The sequence below is a fragment of the Halogeometricum limi genome (assembly GCF_900115785.1).
Lineage (GTDB): Archaea > Halobacteriota > Halobacteria > Halobacteriales > Haloferacaceae > Halogeometricum > Halogeometricum limi.
On the sequence record NZ_FOYS01000003.1, the window covers coordinates 398,313 to 415,405 of the forward strand.

Below are 17,093 nucleotides of genomic sequence, written 5' to 3' on the forward strand. Positions count from 1 at the left end.
TGTGGTGGGGCTTGTTGGGTTCTGTGAGTCTGCAGATCGGGTTCAGGCGGTTGTGAATTCAGTGAGCGAGTGGTTTGGACTGTCTCGGTTCCGCTTGCCGATCTGGATGAGCTCGAACGTATCTAAGGGATCGTCAAGCTCGTTGGAGAGCTGGGTCTGGACTGCAGTGGAGAAGCTGTCGACAGGAATCGCGGTGAGCGCGTGCTGGGTGAGGGAGTAACTGGTTGCAAGGCTCGTCGGGGCGACGACGATGACATTCGACCCATCGACGTCGTCAAGCGCAAGTTGGGCATCTCGATACTGGAGTACAGTCGCATCTAGTTCATCGACGGGAAAGAGACAGCCAGCAGCACCGTATTCGATACTCTCCCCCGCCGACTCAAAATGCCCAATAGGCATAATCAAATAGAAAACTATGTGTCTAGAGCATTAATCTTGTGGTGGATTGGCGACTTGATCTGCTGCTCACGGGTGTCCTGTTCCCTAGTTACACCATCCTTGACTTCCTAACCAGATGCTAGCCACCGCGATCTCTATGAATACTTAGAGCGGAGAGGTTCGCATCAAACAAAGCTGATGGATAGTAGTCAGTAGTCTATCCGGAGCTCACCATTATTTTGAATAGTGATTTCACCCCTGTCCGACATAGCGGCTAAGTTCGTGAATCGCTGGTCGATGTACACATGTGGTGTCCCAACCTGACAGACTGTGACGATACAGTAGTCATCTTGCTGCTCTCGTGCCCGGCCATACTCTGGGATTGTTAAATTGAAACTATCCATAGTGCCGACTGACGACTTTACTTCAATCCATATTTCGTCATTTTCAGAAGGCTGAATTTGAGCCAATAAGCTGTCCGCCTCGTTTGACATCCTGAAGTCTGCGCCCTCAACCAAAATATCGGAACCAAGGCTAGTGTCTCGTATATGCAGAACACGAACTGTCCAGTCAGGGCCTGTAATTTCGACTCCGGGCACGGCAGTCCCATAACGATCCATTGACAACTGTGATTGCGGTTCAAGACCGTCGGAGTCGTGCGCATGCTCGGGAAGTTCCAGAAACGCGGGATTCCAGAACCACGTCACGGTACACGGCTCCTCAGCGAGTGCAGTCCGAAGCTCATCAACCAGCGACGTTAGCACAAACTCCTCTCCCCATAGCCCAGCTTTCCAAGCGGCAGATCCACCACCGCCGCCTCCACCTCCGCTCCCAGTGCCTCGCCGGGATTTGCTCCCTTCACCTTGGGAACGATCCCGTGAATCGGGTTTGTTTTCAATAGCGGTCCTACTGCCTATCGAAGACGGCGAAACCTGCGATTCGAATGTAGATGACTGCGCGTCCGTATTCCGAGCCCCACTATTATGTCTGTTCTCCGATTCCTGATTTGAGGAGATTGCTTCGGGAGAGTTGGAATTCGAGTCTGCTGTCGAGCGCCTACCAGAGGAACTGTCTTCCACAGGAGACTTGGAAGAAGTGTCTGAGCCCATCGGCGGTGACTGGCCCGCCGTTTCAGGCTCGGCCGATGCTGGCTCCGAATTTGAAGACGGGTCCGAGGTTTCTGCGGATCCATCCGATGAGTTAGCCTCCTGAGGCCCCTCGATGGTGGTTGTTTTCGCGTCTCTCTCGTTCGGTTCGTTGGTAGTGGTAGTTATCTCGTCAGACTCAGACTTCGCAACGGACTCAATTGATTCTGGACCAGTGGGTTCCGTCTTGGCGTCTGACTTTTTTTCTTGTGTGTCCGTTTCGAATTTCTCAATCGAATGGTCCGTGAACCAAACGAGATTGATGTCGTGATCGTCGAGATAGGCCTCAAGAAAGTCTGATTCTGCCCCGACTGCTCCAGATAATAACGATCTGAGTTCTCGATATTGGTCCAGAGGGAGTTGCAGTTCATCTGCAAGCTTCGTTGCTATGTCGTAGTACGACTCGGCCCCGGATGCTCTGAGAATCCGCGTGTTGGTGTGGTCTATGTAGGATTGCAAGGGAAGGCGCTCGGAGATCTTCTGATTGTTTAACGTATAGTATCCCTGTAGCGCATCATGCTGTTCGACGTGATACCGGCTAAGTGTCGTAAGCTCGTTTAGTTCGTCGTCTCGATTCCTGGGACTCGTCTCTATAAAACTTTGAGAGACTGTCAATAGCTTCCGGAGTCGGTCATCGTCAACGACCCTGTTCCATTCATCCGCTGGTTCCAAATTAGTGGCATCGGCAAGATCAAGCTCCACGGCAGCTCGAAGGTTTTCCAGCCCAAGGACTTCCCACAAAGGGATCAGCCGCTTCTGTGTCAGGTTTTGTGACTCGGGTTGTTGAATTACTCGGTGACCGATCTCTTGTTCTGTCGCCTCCAGAACACCCTCGTCGTAGCAATAGAAATCGATCTCGGTGAGTGGCACTGTTGTTCCCGAGTGGGTAGGTACGACAGCCTCTTGGCTAAGCCGTTTTAGTGCAGCTAAGTCGCGGAATTCATGCTCACTCAACTCATCAAGTTCATTCAATAGTTCTCGAAGAGTCTGGTTCCACGCTTTCGATGTCTCGTCGGTGAACTCCGTACCGGAGTGGCTGGCTAGGAAGTCTAGGCAGTCATCTATTTCTACCCGCTTCTGTACGCCGACCCTCTCTTGCAGGAATTGGTGGTGACGGGTGTAGAGTGTTGATATTGAGACAAATTGGTCATCGAGACTGATTCCTTCAAGCACCACTTGTGGTGGCGTTCGGAATTGTGTCTCGGCTGCCTGAACGTACAGAAACGGAGCTTTCCGGAGTTCCGAAAGCAACCGTTCAGCCTCGTCGTCCGAACAATCGGCCAGACCAGCCTTGAACTGATCGAGCTGATCGTTAACCGCAGTTCGAATTTCACTCGGCTCACCATCACTCCAGACCGTGGGGGCCTGTGTGAGTAATTTCAGGACAGACGACGGATCTAACCGAGTGTTGATATTCAGACCATCATAGATCGCGTCTGAAAACGGGAGGTCATTGTTGAGGTACCGCACGTCAGGCTGTCCCTGTGTTCGAGGGATGTCAAGCAGCAACACTGATGGGGGGCTTTTCGTTCCTGTTTTTGTTGGACACCATGCTGTGTTTCGAATCCGATAAGCGAATTTGGACGGACATTGTGTCTCCTGCGATTTCTTGCGGAACGGATTTCCTTTCCCGTACTGGGCTGTGTAGTAGAGTTTCTTATACAGACGATCTTCGTAGTAGTCCCAGCACGATGCAAGCATCGTTGCCAGCTCCCAGGACTGTGCCCCCGATTCTCTCCCTTTATCCGGAATGATGTCCAGCAACTCTTCGAATGTGTCGCTGATTTCGTGATCAGAGAGCGCGTACCGATACCCCCTCAGCCATGTATCGTAGCTATCTCCCGAGTGTTTCGGTGCTTGCGGAATATTAGTCGATGTGTCACCACACGAATCAAGTTCCGCCTCTAACTCGTCCTTATTACGGAATTTTTCACGTGTTTTCGTACCCTCCTCCGTTACTTCGAGTTTGTCTCTCACCCCCGCCTTCGTTAAGAAACTCGACCATGGTGATAGTGAGTCTCCTAACTCACGGTATGATGGCGTCACGAACTGCGCAGAGTCGATATCCTCAAGAAGTATTTCCAGATCATAGTCCAAGCCATACGCCTTTGGGAGATAGAGCTCTGATGGCTTTTTATACACAGACTCGTCGCTGCTGGATGATTTAACCCTCAGCCGGATAGCATTCTTCTTACGCGCAACGCTCCGTCGGTGTTTGTTACTGATAACAAACTCCAGAAATGCATCCAACGTCGAATCAGCCTCGGCGCTTGGATTCTTAAAAGCATCCGCGATTATCTTGGTGATGATGTATTCATCTGCAACGACCGAGAGCCCTAATGCGTTCTCGAAAAAGGAACGAGCATCAGCTGCGACTGCTTTGTGATCCTCCGCCTTGCCATTGCCATCCGGCTCGTCAAAAGTAAGGTCTACAAGCGTGATCCGATCAGTGAAAATCTCGTACTCATCTCCCCCGCTATCGGGCGGAAGAACCGGATCCGAATCCGTGTCATTGCTGCTGACTACAGCACCGGTTTGGAGTGGAACCAGCGGAATTTGCTTAACTGCACTAAGGAACTCTCTCCGCTCATCATTGTAGGATCGTTTATCCCGATATGTGTCTTCCCACAATTCGTTGAAAAGGGCAGCCAAACGTAACAACTCGGAAGTTGACTTTTTGCGGTAAACATTACTATCCTGCCCAGCTTGGGCAAGACTATCAATCGTAAGCTCCTCAAGCAACCCCAACCCGACGAGATCATTGAGACACCGCTGCGTCAGCGAGTCTGCAGGATAATTAGTGTCCTCTCCGAGCAATTCTTGAACATCTGACTCAGAGAGCAGCTCTTCCAGTCGGGAGTCAGGCACAATGATCTGCTCAGGAAGGTAGTATTCCCCATCCTGACCTGGAATGCATTCGTGCTCCCTCAGAACATCCAAGATATCTTCCTGAATGCGCTGAAGATGGGAATCAAGTGTTCTTCGAGTTGGCACAAGTTCCAGGAACGTGGTTGTGGATGAATCCCACTCTAAATAATACTCGACTGCCCTTTCAAAGACTGCACTCACGAGGCCGAAAATCCACTGGTTGTACGGGCTCTTGGTATTATGCAGGCTGGAACGGTCAGAGTCAAGAAGAAAATCGGCTTGAATATCGAACGGAATATCCAGTTCCGTTTCTGTGGGGAAAAAATTGAACAGCCGACTGGGATCGTCTCCAGAGATTGGATTACCATCCTTATCCACGGGGAACGAAATCTTGATCGGCACCGGTTCATCTCGGAACTCCTCTTCGTTTTCTAAAGCGCGATGCTTGACTAACTCGGAAAATTCAGCCTCCGGTGGGACCTCCTCAATACCGAAAATATGACGTCTCTCATGGAGGGTTTCATTCTCGTAAATCTCAACCTCAGTGAGCGCTCCCCTGGCCGTTTCTTCCCGTCGATAGGTTGTCCGCTCGCCGTGATCAACGACACTGATTTTCGAGACGTTCCGGAGATACGGCATCAATCGAGGGAGAGACTCAATCTGCCCCATGAGCTGTGACCGATCATACTCCGTAAGGTCGGTGAAAGGCAACCTGACCTCGGTCGCAGGTGCGTACTTAATCTCATCAACGGCCGTCTCATCTACGAGATGTAGAGGTAGAACGCATCGGTCCCGCTTGAAGCCAAAGCGGAGGAATCCCGAACGAATCTGCGGGTGATCCGAGACGCTGAAAACAGACTTGAACCCACGGCCGAAGTGGCCAATATACCCCGGCTCTTGCTTTGTACTCTGTCCGATATGACATATGGCTTCGAACTCTTCTTCCAGAAGTGGTCGGCCATCATTCCGAACAACGAGTTCATCTTCTGAAATTAAGATCTCGACTGTCTCACACTCCTTTACGTCATCAGCATTCTGCAACAGCTCAGGAATCACCTGTGCTGGAGTGTCAAGGTCCCGCTTGACATCCCGGTCGTAGTTATGAAACAGATCCTGAATGACATCATTGTCACTCTCATATCCCTCTAGGAGAGTCTGCCGGCTTTGCTCTACGAGCTCTCTTGCTTCATGTGGCGTTTGTGGGTGTTTTGGCGGGATTTCGGGCATTTGTCTCTGAGTCAGTCGCTTAGTTGTGACGTGTCAACAATGCGAGAAGCGGGCCCATCAACAATCGGTTCGCTATTAGGCGTGGTTCCTGTGAATTTCCCTGGATATGGAATCGGGAGTTGACGTACAGTAGAATGACTCAAATGAGTGCCACCAACCATCTGTCGAGAGACGAGATTGAGAACGAAGGAACGGATTGAGCCCATTAATAGCAGGTTATCCTCAGCAGATACATTTAGATTTGGTGGAGTTTGTCAATTTGAAAGAACTCCTCGAACGCCCTCTGCATTCCAGAATCCTAATGCCTCTACAACGCGGAATTCACCTCCTGTAGCGCGTCGATTGCGTGCTGCAGATGCATACGCAGTTCATCGTCGGCACCGCTCTCGGTCACAGCCTGACTTGCATCTTCACCGTTCTCATCCGAGGGCCGCGTTTCAGAGTCCGGCTCTGGCGTCCCCCACGTTTCCGTGCGGCCCAGCGAGTCAGGGTCTTGTTCGGTCACCGCATCAAGCCGCTGCTGTTCATCGCTCTCTCCCGCCGTTTTGTCGGTCGCTGTGGTGCTGCGTTCCGACCGGTCGCTGTCGGTCGGTCGCCCGCCGCGACTGAATGCTGACAGTGGGAAGTCGTACGCACAGGCGCGCTTGTGCTTGTTGAACGTCGTCCGGCGCGACACGTCGAGCACGTCAATGATGTCGCTACGGTCACACCCGCGGTCGAGCGCCTGCCGAACCTGCTCGTCCTCCATCCGCTGGAGCAACAGCTGCGGGTCGTCCGGGATGTGGCCGCGAGCCGAGTTCTCGATTTGTTCGACGAGCCCCCATTCCCCGGTTTCGACGTCCTTATCCACGATCTGCCGGTCGCGTGTCTTGACGAGGTTGTCGAGGCCCATCAGCACCCACAGGCGCTCGCGGATAGCTGACACCGACAGGTCCGTCGGGAGTCCGGACGCGATATCGCCCGTTCGCGCCGGACCGTGATCCGCGACGTACCGCAGGATCTCGATGTCCTGCGGAAGCAGCACGGTCTGATCCGCCTCCGTGATTTCGACCGGTGCGTCGTCTGGTGTTGCTTTCTGATGGAACCAGCTGTGACACGAGCGGCACAGCAACGTCAGATTCTCTAAGTCGTGCTCGTCCATCCCGTCCGGATTCCGTTCGATGTGGTGGACGTGCAGCGTCGCTAATCCGCCTTTCTGCGGCCCGTACCGCCCGCACACTTGGCATCGGTGCCCGTAGTCCGACAACACGGTTGCTCGCGTCTCCGGGTCCACCGTTTCGTGGCACTCTTCAGGCGTCAATCGCTCCGCCGGTTCACCGCTCAATTCGCTCGTCTCCGGTCTCGTCGCGTCGTGATCGTGTGACTGTGTTTCTGTCATTCCTTGATTGCGAGTGGTCAGTTCTGCAGCTATTCACACCGCGCGGACGGGAAGTCGTGGAGTATCGCTTCAATCCGCAGCCCGTCGCCCCGCATCACCGCCCCCTACCACTTACCGGGAATCCGGCGGCACCACCCAGTCCCCCCGAACACCACAGTCAGTTCGACTCACCGGCATCTCACATCGACCTCGTTGGTGTGAGCGATTTCACCTTGAACTCAGACTTCGAACAGTACCGTTCGGCGACGCGACCAAGCGCCCGTGTCCGCAGCACATCCGCCACGTTATGCAGCACAAGCTCCGCGAACCGTCCGTCCTCGAACGCGGCGACGGCCTCTTTGCTGTCCGCGAACGGGTCCAGTTCACCGTACGACCCGTCGCACAGCACGTCGTACGCCGTCACGAGATCACCGTTCTCGTCACCATCCACCGTCGTGTTGAAGCGATCCGTGACGACCGGCATCACATCAGCGTACGGCACGTCCACGAACGGCCATCTTAAATCAGCCGCCGCGAACCGCGTCCGCAGGAACGGCAAGTCGAACCCGCCGTTCCACCGCTCACCATTGTACGCCACGAGCAACACGTCACTATCACTGAACCGCTCCGCAACGAACTCCGACACCGCGACCAGCAACTGCTGCTCAGACGCGTGCGTAGACACACGCACGAGCGTCTCCGACACCTCGGACTCAACCACCGACTCAATCCCCGGCGCGTCCCGCTCGCCAGTCTGCACGAACACGCGCACACCCATCGGCACCGCGAACCCAACCGTCGTCACCTCGTCAGCAACGTTGAAGCCAGTCGTTTCGATGTCAAACGCGACTTGCTCCAACACCATCACGCATCACCGCCCGAAGCGGCAGCCGTACGCTCCGGCACCCGATCCGCACCGCACGGGCGCAGCCGGAACTCGCCGAACCCGAACCGTGAATGCGTCCCGACACGCGTTACACCGTTCTTCGCCGTCCGCACCGCGTCGCCCCCGTCGTACTCGACGACCTGCCCGTGATCAACCGTCGCCACAGCGTGCGACTCGTCACCATTCACGAGGCGTGTCTCCCGACGACGCAACCCGTCAGCCGGCACGCCCCACCACCACGGTACCGACTGCGAATCCGCGTCCGGAGCCTCACTCGCCAGGACGTACGGCGTCACAAGCTCTAACTGCAACCCGTCAGCCTCTCGCACCCCAGAGTAATCCAACGCATCGAGATCCACGAGCTGCGTCTCCACCACAGACACCTCCCCGAACCCGTAGTTCCGCGCCCCACCGAGCTGCAATCCATCGAGCACGTCCTCGGACACCGGCACGACACCGTCCACGTCACTGTGCACGTAACAGTGCACGTACCACGACACCGAACGGCGTTGCTTCCGCTGGCCTTCCGGTCGCCCAAACCACGTCTCCGGCGCGAATGCCACACGCCCACCATGCGACTGCACCGGCAGCACGTTATGCGCATCCCGCGGCCGCGACGACAGTAACCACCGCTGCGCCGCATCCCTGAACACGAACAAATCCTCATACGCATTCACCTCAGGCAGCGACTTCCCGAGCTTCCCCGCGTACCCATCCTGCGAGGCATCCTCCGGGAACTCACCGTACTCACCCGGCACGAACACGCCGTGACTCACGTGCAGCGACCGTCGCGTCCGCTCATCAACACGCGACGCAACCGCATTGAACACCGCGTTCCCCGACACGAAGTACGGATGCCCGAAGTACGGCGACTCCACCTCGAACAACACCTGCTGTACCACCGTCACACCACCACCCCCGCGAATCCACTGCCACACCCACCTGGACACACCCCGTTTCCAGTGTCATCTACGCAGCGACCACCCACTCCCAGACACACCCTGTTTCCAGTGCCATCGCCGAAATCACGCGAACCAGGCTCGCTGCCGCCTGTCCAGTCACACGCCACGCGACTCACCTCCCAGGACAGCACCACTCGTCGCCGGCGTCGACGACGTGAACGCCGCCACGAACTCCTCGATGTACTGGAGCGCCGTCGACCACGACCGAATCCTTCTGAGCTGCGCATCCAACACGCGCCACTCCCTCGACTCACCCACATCAAACGGTAGCGCCGGGAGCCGCGACCACACATCCGCAAACGACCGCGCCGGCACATCACCAAGCCGCGCCGCCACCCGGTCACCCGGCTCACCCGTCACCGTCAACGCGAACGAGTCCGTCGCCAGCACCGTTCGATGCGGCGTTACTGCATCCGCGTCCGCAACCGCCAGGTACACGTCGCCGAACTCGAACCCAGCCCGGTAACTATCCAGCAACGCCGCTACGAGCAACGTGTGGTACTTCAGCGACGTGTACGGGTAATACGGCGACTCATTGACGCCAGCCGGCACCGACGACGCCAACCACGCCGCATGCGCCGCCTCAGCATCCGCAATCCCAACCAGTTCCCGCAACGACTCCCCAGCACCCCCAGACACGCTCGTCGACACAACCTCACCAGTCAACAACGACACTCGCCGCCACGACGCCTGCGCGTCCAGCGTCTGCTCCGGCGACCCGCGCGGCCGACTCAACAACGCCGCATCCCCATCCGCACCCAACGGTACGTCCTCGTTCACCTGGACCTCGTTGAACCACAACGCCGCGGCCTCATGTCCCCGCGACCGAGCCTTATGCACGTCGTGCCTGTACACCGCCACCATCGGCTCGACTCCCGACTCAGTCATCCTCGCTACCCCGCTGATCCTCGTCACCAGCACGCTCCTGCACTGACCGAAGCTCCGACACCGGCGAACACAACTCATCCAACCCATCACCACCCGGAACCTCTTCGTCCGGAGCGCTCTCAGACGCACACCGGTCCTGCGCCGACCGCAGCGACGACTCCACTGGCTGCAACTCATCGAGACCCGCATCCTCACCCGCACCATCATCTTCCTCACACGGCGGTTCACGCTCGTCACTCACGCCGACTCACCTCCAGACTCATCATCACCAGTCGGCATCGGCACATCACCATCACGAGCCGCCACACGCGCCTGCAACGTCCTGACGAACTCCGGGCGGCACTCCGACGCCCACACCTCATCTTTCTCTTCCATCGCTTGTGTCGTCGCCTGTGCGCGATTGAACACGCGGCGCACTTCTGACTCCGTGTACAGCGGATTAATCACCCACACATCACCGATCCCCGCCCCGAAATTCCGCGCACCACCCAGCTGGAACTCGAACTGGTCACTATGCGCGTCAAGGAACGACACGGCCTCCAACAGCAACCCGACGAACTCTGGCTTCAACTCCCGGAGCGTCAACTTCCACGTCCCCTCAACGTTCCCGAGCACGCCACGATCCGCTTGCCGCAGCGGCTGCCCACCATCCTCCTCGTTCCGCGACCGCACCTGATTCGAGATCTGTCGGAAGTGCGCCTCCGCCTCACCGTCCAAGACATCCACCTGCCGCCGGATCGGCGAAAACGACACCGGGCGACGCAACAACTTCCCCGGCTTGTCACCGAACCCGCCGAACAAATCATAGAGGACACACCCATCCTCGTGTCCGTCAAGGCATGCGCCCTTTTCATGGTACCCCGAGTCGAGATCACGCTCGTACACGCTCGCACGCATGTAATCCGCATTCGGCTCACCCGGATGGCACGCCGTCGCTCCAGCTGTCTGGACAACATACTCACACCCGTGCCGCAACCACCCGCTCAGAGTGAACGGTGAAATTTGTCCTCCGATCTGGTTCATCGGATCGTCCGCTTCGTACCTGTCTGCCGACGCATGATGCCGATCCGTAACGATGCCGTCTCCCGGGGACAGCAGGTCGATTTCGAGCCCAACGTACACGTGCGGCAGCAACATCTCCTCCACTGACCGCGGCATGTCCAACTCGACACCGAGATGCGAATCCTCAAATCCCGAATCGCTCGACGTCATCGCTCACCACCCCAGAACAACCCGCGGACCACATCGTCACCTGGCCGACCTGCACGACGCTGCGCCTCGCCAAAAGACACCTTGGTCAGCGACCCGGGCGTATCCGGTTTCTCAACGTCAGCCGCAACGTTCTCGGGCGAACTACCGCCGTCAGGAACCAGCCTGATCGACTTCATCGACGCCGCACTCACCGCCAGAACATCCGGTTCTAGCAGCACCGGCCACGCCGACTGCGTCGCCCCATCAGAACACCACCCTACTCGGCCCCCAACAATCAACTCCCGCACACCAACCGTGAACACGCCAGGACGCTCATGCCGACCATCACCACACACCACATGGCCGACCTCGTACCGAACCGACCCCGCCGGCCGGAACACGTACACAACAACCGCAGCACCCTCGTGAAGAGAGGAACCGCACACTTGACACGTCGCGGCCCCCTCCCCGAGCGAAATATACTCTATTTGATGTATGTCTTCAATAAGTGGTCTGTCGCTGCCTTCTTGTGTTTCCGAATTTGATTTTCTCATGGGTTCTCGGAGTGTATTCGGAACCCAGCCTGGGTGCTGCAACACCCGGGCACTTCTGTCGATCAGTGCCCAACGGCTGAGTTCGTGTCCATTAGTCACTCGTCTATTGGCATAAGCCTTTGGACAACCGACTAATGGAAATCCATCCAGCAGTCATATGTGAAATGGCACTCACGTCATTACTATGGGCGACCGGGATCGGGACGAAGAAAGTGGAAAATTTACTGAGGAATACCCTGCCCAAGAGTTTCTGGAAGCCTTAGTCAATCTCGGTCCCAGTGGAACGACGGACATTGCCGATTATGTCGGCTGTGACCGTCGAACCGCCTACTTGAAATTGAAAACACTCGAAGAAGATGGAGAAGTTAGAAGCAGAAAAGTAGGGAATTCGCTCCTCTGGGAGCGCGATGAATAGTTACCTGCCCATTCTGTGGAATTACTCTAGTTCGATTGCTTTACTGGCTGCATCGAGCGGATCGGTGTAGAATACGAGCTGGAGCTGATCCAGCAGTTCATCCGGAATCTTTGCCAGATCTTCTTTGTTCTTCGCCGGGAGTAACACTGTCTTTGCCCCCGAATCTGCAGCCAACTGCAGCTTATCGATCAAGGAACTCACCGCAACTAATTCACCCATGAGACTCATCGCGCCAAGGACAACGGCTTGTGATCGAACTGGTCTATCGAGTATCCCTGAGACTATGCCGACAAGAAGTCCAACGCTCGTTTCGCCGCCTTCGTTCGCGTCGGATGGATTGAGCACCTGGACGTTGATGTTGTACTCATCCAGCGTTTCATCACGGCGGAGCTCGCGCATATTCGCTTGGAGGTAGTCGCACGCAGTCTCGAACGACTCTTTCATCTTCTTCCCTGGCGTCCCCGAGATGTTCGTCTTCCCAGAACCGGGGAGTGTCTGGGTTTCGATGCGGAACGGTGCGTGACGTCCTTCACTTTCGCCGATAGTGTAGACAGTACCTGCTTGTTGCGTCCCGGGGGGAATGAGCGCCTCATCGGCCTCCTCGGGGACCGGAACGTAGAGTTCTTCCTTCGTGGCTAAGTCCAAATACGAGAACTCGACCGCCCGATACTCCATTCCACCCATCCGCTTCAGCTGTTCTTTGACGCGGCGACGTCCCTCCATAGCGAATTCGAGGTATTCGCGGAGCTCTTCTTTCGTGTATTCTCCGTGAGGGTGGAGTAATTTGAGCAGACCAGAAACAGTCTTCCGGACGGCCCTTTCGTCACGTTGGTTCAGGTGGTCTCCGAATGCGAACTCCTCGTTGATCGCATCGCCGTAGGATTCTTTCCGGAGCTCACGGACGAACTCGGCGAAGTAATCCACGATAAATCCGAACTGATCGCCGAAGAACTCGGAGCGCATCTTCGGGACTTCCCAGCCCGGAAGGTAGTAGTGGAAGCGGTCGATGAGGGCGAGGTCCTGCATATCATCCGGGAACGGCTCGAAGAGGTGAGAGCTCTTGAGGACACCTTCGACGTCCAAGTCGATGTTTCCAACGTAGACCATCGAGGCCTGGGCAGTGAGTTCCTCAGTTCCGCGTGAGAAGCTCCCAGACTCCATGTAGTCTTTCAGCATCTGGACTGCTTCCGAGTCGCTGAACTGGAGGCCACCAACCTCGTCGAAGGCAACAACGTCCCAGCGGCCGACGAGTCCGATGCGTCCCGTGTTGAGGTTCAGAAAGAGCTTCGCAACGGTGGTTTTTCCACCGGAGATGAGAATCGAGTGGGGACTGATTTCACGGTAGAGATAGCTCTTCCCCGTTCCGCGGGGCCCTAACTCGACGTAGTTGTAGTTGGACTCCACGAGAGGGAGACACCGAGTCAGGAAGAGTAGCTTTTCCCGGTCGCTGAACGCGGATGGGTCGTACCCGACACTCTGGAGGAGAAGGTCCATCCACTCGTCGCGTGTGAATTCTCGACGACGATCCTTCAACTGGTCGAGGTCGAGGTTCGACACCTGGATTGGTTTGAACGACTCGATGCCGAACAGGCTCTTCGGGCTGTTCGCGTTGTCAGGAAGGTACTCCAGATCGATGATGGCCCAGACACCCCCACCCAGGAGCTTCGGGTGTTTGCTGACGAGATGTTCGTGGACCTCGACATCGTTGAGTCCGAGGTTGACGAAGGATCCGATGTAGGCGTCTTGCTGCTCGTCGAGTCTGACGGTTACTTTGTCGATGACACGGTACCGCCCTCGCTCGCGTACTTCGCTTTTGACGTACTCGGCCTCATCAGGGCGAACGTAGTGCTTCGACAGAATCTGTTTGACTTTTTCGAGCCCCTCCTCCAGTGATTCCTCATCGTCGGTGGCGCAGTATTGTCCGATGAGATATTCCAGAACATAGGTGGGGACGTTCACTCCCGACTTGATATCTTGAACGAGATCCTTCCGGACGACGCGTCCGGGAAAGACGTCGAGAGCTTTCTGATCGACGTCCTCAGTAGTCATTATCTACGAGGAACAGAGCCGGGGGCATATTGGTGTCGGTCATGCTAAGTGGAACACCGATACGAATAACCAATATCCGCTTCTGGGCTATTCACTCACGCCAATTACTGTGATTCACTGCTGCTTAGACGTCGAATCCCATATCGTCGTCTCCGAAGAGTAGATCGAGCTCTACTGTTTTCCGCGTGATCGTTTCTCGGGTGTCGGTGTCGATGACTTCGAACTGGACGGAACTCTCGCCGGAGATCGCTCCCTGTTTGAGCCGAACACGCTCTCTGTTGGTTCCTGGTGAGATCTCCATCGTTACGGGGTCTGCAACCGGTTCGTCGTCGATGTTCGCGCGGATTTCCAGTATCGGAGCTGGGTCGAAGGCCACTTGTCCGCTCTTGGCTTCGATCTCGACAGAGATTATCGAGTTCGTGATCGGGTCTGGGATCGAGACGTCGTAACTGATCGACGCGCTTTCTTCGATCTCGCCAGTGGTCACAGTGAGACACGGGACGAGGAGTTCTTGGAGTGAAATCCCGCCGTGGAAGTACTGCATATTCCCTCCCTGGGCCTTGAAGCAGGCGACACTCCGTGGGAAGAGCAACTTAAGTTCCGGGGCGTTGATGCCGAGATCGGCCAGCGCATCGGAATCGACCTCGATGAATTCGTCCGTATCGACGAGTGGAGCATCACTGTCGGCGGCTGCGAATCGTCGTTTGACAACTGGTGCGAGGTCGGGTGATTCGACTTTGAGGTCGTCGGACAACCGATCCGTGTAGAGGAACCCGTGGTCGCTCGTGATGACGAACCGAGTGTATCCGGCCTGTTTCAGTCGCTGGACTGTCCGTTCGACGTCGTCGACGTGGGAAGCGACCTGGCTGAAGGCCGCGTCGTCGTCGAGGCTCTCGCCGAGTTTGTCTATCGTTCCAGAGTAGACGACTCGGGGGACAGGATCGGACTCCGTCAAGTCCTCCAACGAGATGTTGCTCACCTCGTCCATATCGACCACTTCGAAGCCCGCGGCGCTGAGTCGTTCGACACGGTCTGCTTTCCCTGCCATCTCTTCACCGCCGCTGGTCACGACGAGGTCATCATCTTCGAGTGAGAGGCCGAGTTCCCCGGGGAGGTGTGCGGCCATCCCAACCTCGGTGATCGAGGGCAGTGCCGCGCTGACTGCGCTCAGATCTTGCTCGAAGTCAGTTCGCCGCCCGAGATTCTGTTTGATCGCTTCCGCGAGTTCGTAGCGAAGCCCGTCACAGATGATGATCGCGGTTCCGTCCTCAAGATCCGCGAACTCATCATAGAACGAGGTCTGGGGTGTCCCGAGGGTCGGATCATCACTCAGGATGTCCGCCAGCGGGCGGTTTACCCCTTGGAGGAAGGACATGTAGTGTTGCGTGACCCGCTGTTTGACTGTGGTTTCGTTCGGATAGGGGAACGTGGCTTTCTGCGTGGCGTTGATGTACTGCCGATAGGCCGCATCGATTTGCCACCACCCGTTGTCACTCGTGTACTTCTGGGCGAGTTCCGAGGAGGAGAGCGTCTTGGCTTCGTCGGCGTCGATGGTTCCGATTCGCTGGAGGGTTTCGACCGCCAAGACTGGTACCGACCAATCGACGAGGTCCTCGTTGCTCCAGAAGCTATCCTGGCGCTCAGTAACTGTCTGCTGGAGGTCTGCCGCGATATCGGGGAGGTCGGCGTAGGTCTCCTCAGCGAGTCGTTGCATCACGAGCCGGATGAGACCCATGTCGATACCCTTGAACGCCGTCGTGTCCCAGTGAATCCGGTCGGAGTCGATGACCGCCTTCGCAAGGTCGTAGTCCTCCGCGATCCGCTGTGCGTAGCGCGTGAACTCGGCAGGAGCGTACTGCTGCCACTCGTCGCAGAACGCCGCAGCAGCGCGGGTGTCGTCAGCCGCGAGTTCGTCGTACCGTGACGTCGGTGCTCGGCTGGCCACCTCGCCGAAGAGGAGCTGTGTCGCTAGCTCTTTCGGATCGAGTCCTGCGGTGACACCGTACTCCTCGCGGAGCTGGGCGTCCCAGGCGTCGGCCATCGCGTTGTCCTCGATTGTCTCGCGGTACTCTTCCGGGTTCGAAAGGTAGGTTCGAACCCAGTCGTCGGCCGCCGGGCCAGCAGTGTCGAAGAGAACGCAGAAGAACGCCAAGCGTTGAACCTCGCGGTTCTGTCCCCAGTCCTCGTACGCGTCGGGAATCTCTTCGTCGTGTTCGACGAGGAACTGCGTCACGGGCGTGTCGTCGATGTCCTGGCCGACGCGGTACTGTCGTCCGAGTGCGTGGACGTCGCGGAACCACTCGGCGTCGTTGCGTGACTCGGGGATGTAGAACAGCCAGTTCCGCTCGTAGTTCGGATCCTCCTCGTGGAGGCGGCGCTTCAGTTCGAAGTAGCTGCCATCGTAGCGTGCAAGCGTGATACCGTCAAGTGCAGCTTCGACCTCGTCGAGGACGCCCTTGTACTTCTCCTGGGCATCGTACCACACCCAGACTGGGTGTCGGTCGAACTTCTGCTGGAGTTCAGTGATAATGCTATCCGCGAGATCTCCCATTAAAACTCCTTTCCTAGGTTAGGCTGAAGGTTGTTTCGGGTAGTCTTCCGGTCACCTATGGACGACAACCATTCCGTCACATTATACTAGAGCATCTAAATCTTCCTTCAAGCTCTGAAATGCTTCCTCTGCCATATCAATGTCCTTTGCTCCAGTGACCACCACTTTACCGGATGAAAATATCAAAATCACTACAGGGGTGTCGTCAGGTCGAAAAACAAGACCGGGGAACTGTTCAGGCTCATACTCCGTATACTCTAATCCAAGACCAATTGCGAGCGCGTTTAGGTTCTGGACCTGGTCTAATTCTCCCGTACACACGTAATTCTGCATAGAGAACCATTCATCCTCGGGTTCACCGAGAACCCCCTCATCAGTAAGGAGTTTCAGGAATTGCTTTCTACAGCTATATGCTTCTTCATCGGATTTTGACCCAGTGATAATGTACTTCCCCGTCCTGTATACCGTTATTAGTGGCTCCACTCCTTCGAGCCTTACATACGCTCCTGGATACTTATCTGGGTCAAACTCAACTTCCTTGACATCAGTTGCTAGGCGATTTAGATCAATCTCTATCCCTAAATCACCCGACCCTACTGCATTAACTACTTCAAGATTCATG

11 protein-coding genes are annotated in these 17,093 nt (G+C 56.3%); 1 reads left to right on the top strand and 10 read right to left on the bottom strand.

The window, feature by feature from the left end:
- Window positions 1-42: 42 nt before the first annotated feature.
- The 7 genes from BM282_RS10775 to BM282_RS10805 all read right to left on the bottom strand — a co-directional run bounded on the left by BM282_RS10775 (window position 43) and on the right by BM282_RS10805 (window position 10,923).
- Window positions 43-399, bottom strand: coding sequence for a hypothetical protein (locus BM282_RS10775; protein WP_089880607.1), 357 nt, complete (start codon window positions 397-399; stop codon window positions 43-45).
- Between the two features lie 188 nt (window positions 400-587).
- Window positions 588-5,618 (bottom strand): sacsin N-terminal ATP-binding-like domain-containing protein, encoded by a 5,031-nt coding sequence (locus BM282_RS10780; RefSeq protein WP_089880609.1) that lies wholly within the window; start codon window positions 5,616-5,618, stop codon window positions 588-590.
- Window positions 5,619-5,925: 307 nt separating this feature from the next.
- Window positions 5,926-6,996 carry an HNH endonuclease gene (locus BM282_RS10785; protein ID WP_089880611.1) on the bottom strand — a complete coding sequence of 357 codons (1,071 nt, stop codon included), beginning with the start codon at window positions 6,994-6,996 and terminating at the stop codon, window positions 5,926-5,928.
- A gap of 178 nt (window positions 6,997-7,174) precedes the next feature.
- Entirely contained in the window at window positions 7,175-7,840 is a 666-nt protein-coding gene (locus BM282_RS10790; protein WP_089880613.1) for a hypothetical protein, read from the bottom strand.
- The gene (locus BM282_RS10795) at window positions 7,840-8,769 is read right to left on the bottom strand and encodes a hypothetical protein (RefSeq protein WP_089881141.1); all 930 of its coding nucleotides are present in this window, start codon (window positions 8,767-8,769) and stop codon (window positions 7,840-7,842) included. The genes BM282_RS10790 and BM282_RS10795 overlap by 1 nt, the downstream gene beginning before the upstream one ends.
- 150 nt (window positions 8,770-8,919) lie before the next feature.
- Window positions 8,920-9,687 carry a hypothetical protein gene (locus tag BM282_RS10800; RefSeq protein ID WP_089881144.1) on the bottom strand — a complete coding sequence of 256 codons (768 nt, stop codon included), beginning with the start codon at window positions 9,685-9,687 and terminating at the stop codon, window positions 8,920-8,922.
- Window positions 9,688-9,948: 261 nt separating this feature from the next.
- A complete protein-coding gene (locus BM282_RS10805; protein ID WP_089880616.1) occupies window positions 9,949-10,923 on the bottom strand; it encodes a hypothetical protein in 975 nt (324 codons plus the stop codon).
- A 717-nt stretch (window positions 10,924-11,640) separates the two neighbouring features.
- Here BM282_RS10805 and BM282_RS10815 point away from each other — a divergent pair.
- Complete coding sequence (locus tag BM282_RS10815) at window positions 11,641-11,871, top strand: helix-turn-helix domain-containing protein (RefSeq protein ID WP_089880620.1); 231 nt, start codon at window positions 11,641-11,643, stop codon at window positions 11,869-11,871.
- Window positions 11,872-11,892: 21 nt separating this feature from the next.
- On the opposite strand, the gene brxL is transcribed toward BM282_RS10815, so the two are convergent.
- The 3 genes from brxL to BM282_RS10830 form a co-directional block, all read right to left on the bottom strand.
- The gene (gene brxL, locus BM282_RS10820; protein WP_089880623.1) at window positions 11,893-13,920 is read right to left on the bottom strand and encodes a protease Lon-related BREX system protein BrxL; all 2,028 of its coding nucleotides are present in this window, start codon (window positions 13,918-13,920) and stop codon (window positions 11,893-11,895) included.
- Between the two features lie 124 nt (window positions 13,921-14,044).
- On the bottom strand, window positions 14,045-16,471 hold the full coding sequence (locus BM282_RS10825; RefSeq protein WP_089880626.1) for a PglZ domain-containing protein: 2,427 nt from the start codon (window positions 16,469-16,471) through the stop codon (window positions 14,045-14,047).
- Between the two features lie 81 nt (window positions 16,472-16,552).
- The gene (locus BM282_RS10830) at window positions 16,553-17,092 is read right to left on the bottom strand and encodes a TATA-box-binding protein (protein WP_089880630.1); all 540 of its coding nucleotides are present in this window, start codon (window positions 17,090-17,092) and stop codon (window positions 16,553-16,555) included.
- Window position 17,093: the final 1 nt, after the last annotated feature.

Bases quoted from the DNA above. Each gene is read 5' to 3' on its own strand.
- BM282_RS10785 (WP_089880611.1), bottom strand. From the start codon at position 6,996: ATGACAGAAACACAGTCACACGATCACGACGCGACGAGACCGGAGACG.
- BM282_RS10790 (WP_089880613.1), bottom strand. From the start codon at position 7,840: ATGGTGTTGGAGCAAGTCGCGTTTGACATCGAAACGACTGGCTTCAAC.
- BM282_RS10805 (WP_089880616.1), bottom strand. From the start codon at position 10,923: ATGACGTCGAGCGATTCGGGATTTGAGGATTCGCATCTCGGTGTCGAG.
- BM282_RS10825 (WP_089880626.1), bottom strand. From the start codon at position 16,471: ATGGGAGATCTCGCGGATAGCATTATCACTGAACTCCAGCAGAAGTTC.
- brxL (WP_089880623.1), bottom strand. From the start codon at position 13,920: ATGACTACTGAGGACGTCGATCAGAAAGCTCTCGACGTCTTTCCCGGA.
- BM282_RS10775 (WP_089880607.1), bottom strand. From the start codon at position 399: ATGCCTATTGGGCATTTTGAGTCGGCGGGGGAGAGTATCGAATACGGT.
- BM282_RS10800 (WP_089881144.1), bottom strand. From the start codon at position 9,687: ATGGTGGCGGTGTACAGGCACGACGTGCATAAGGCTCGGTCGCGGGGA.
- BM282_RS10830 (WP_089880630.1), bottom strand. From the start codon at position 17,092: ATGAATCTTGAAGTAGTTAATGCAGTAGGGTCGGGTGATTTAGGGATA.
- BM282_RS10815 (WP_089880620.1), top strand. From the start codon at position 11,641: ATGGGCGACCGGGATCGGGACGAAGAAAGTGGAAAATTTACTGAGGAA.
- BM282_RS10780 (WP_089880609.1), bottom strand. From the start codon at position 5,618: ATGCCCGAAATCCCGCCAAAACACCCACAAACGCCACATGAAGCAAGA.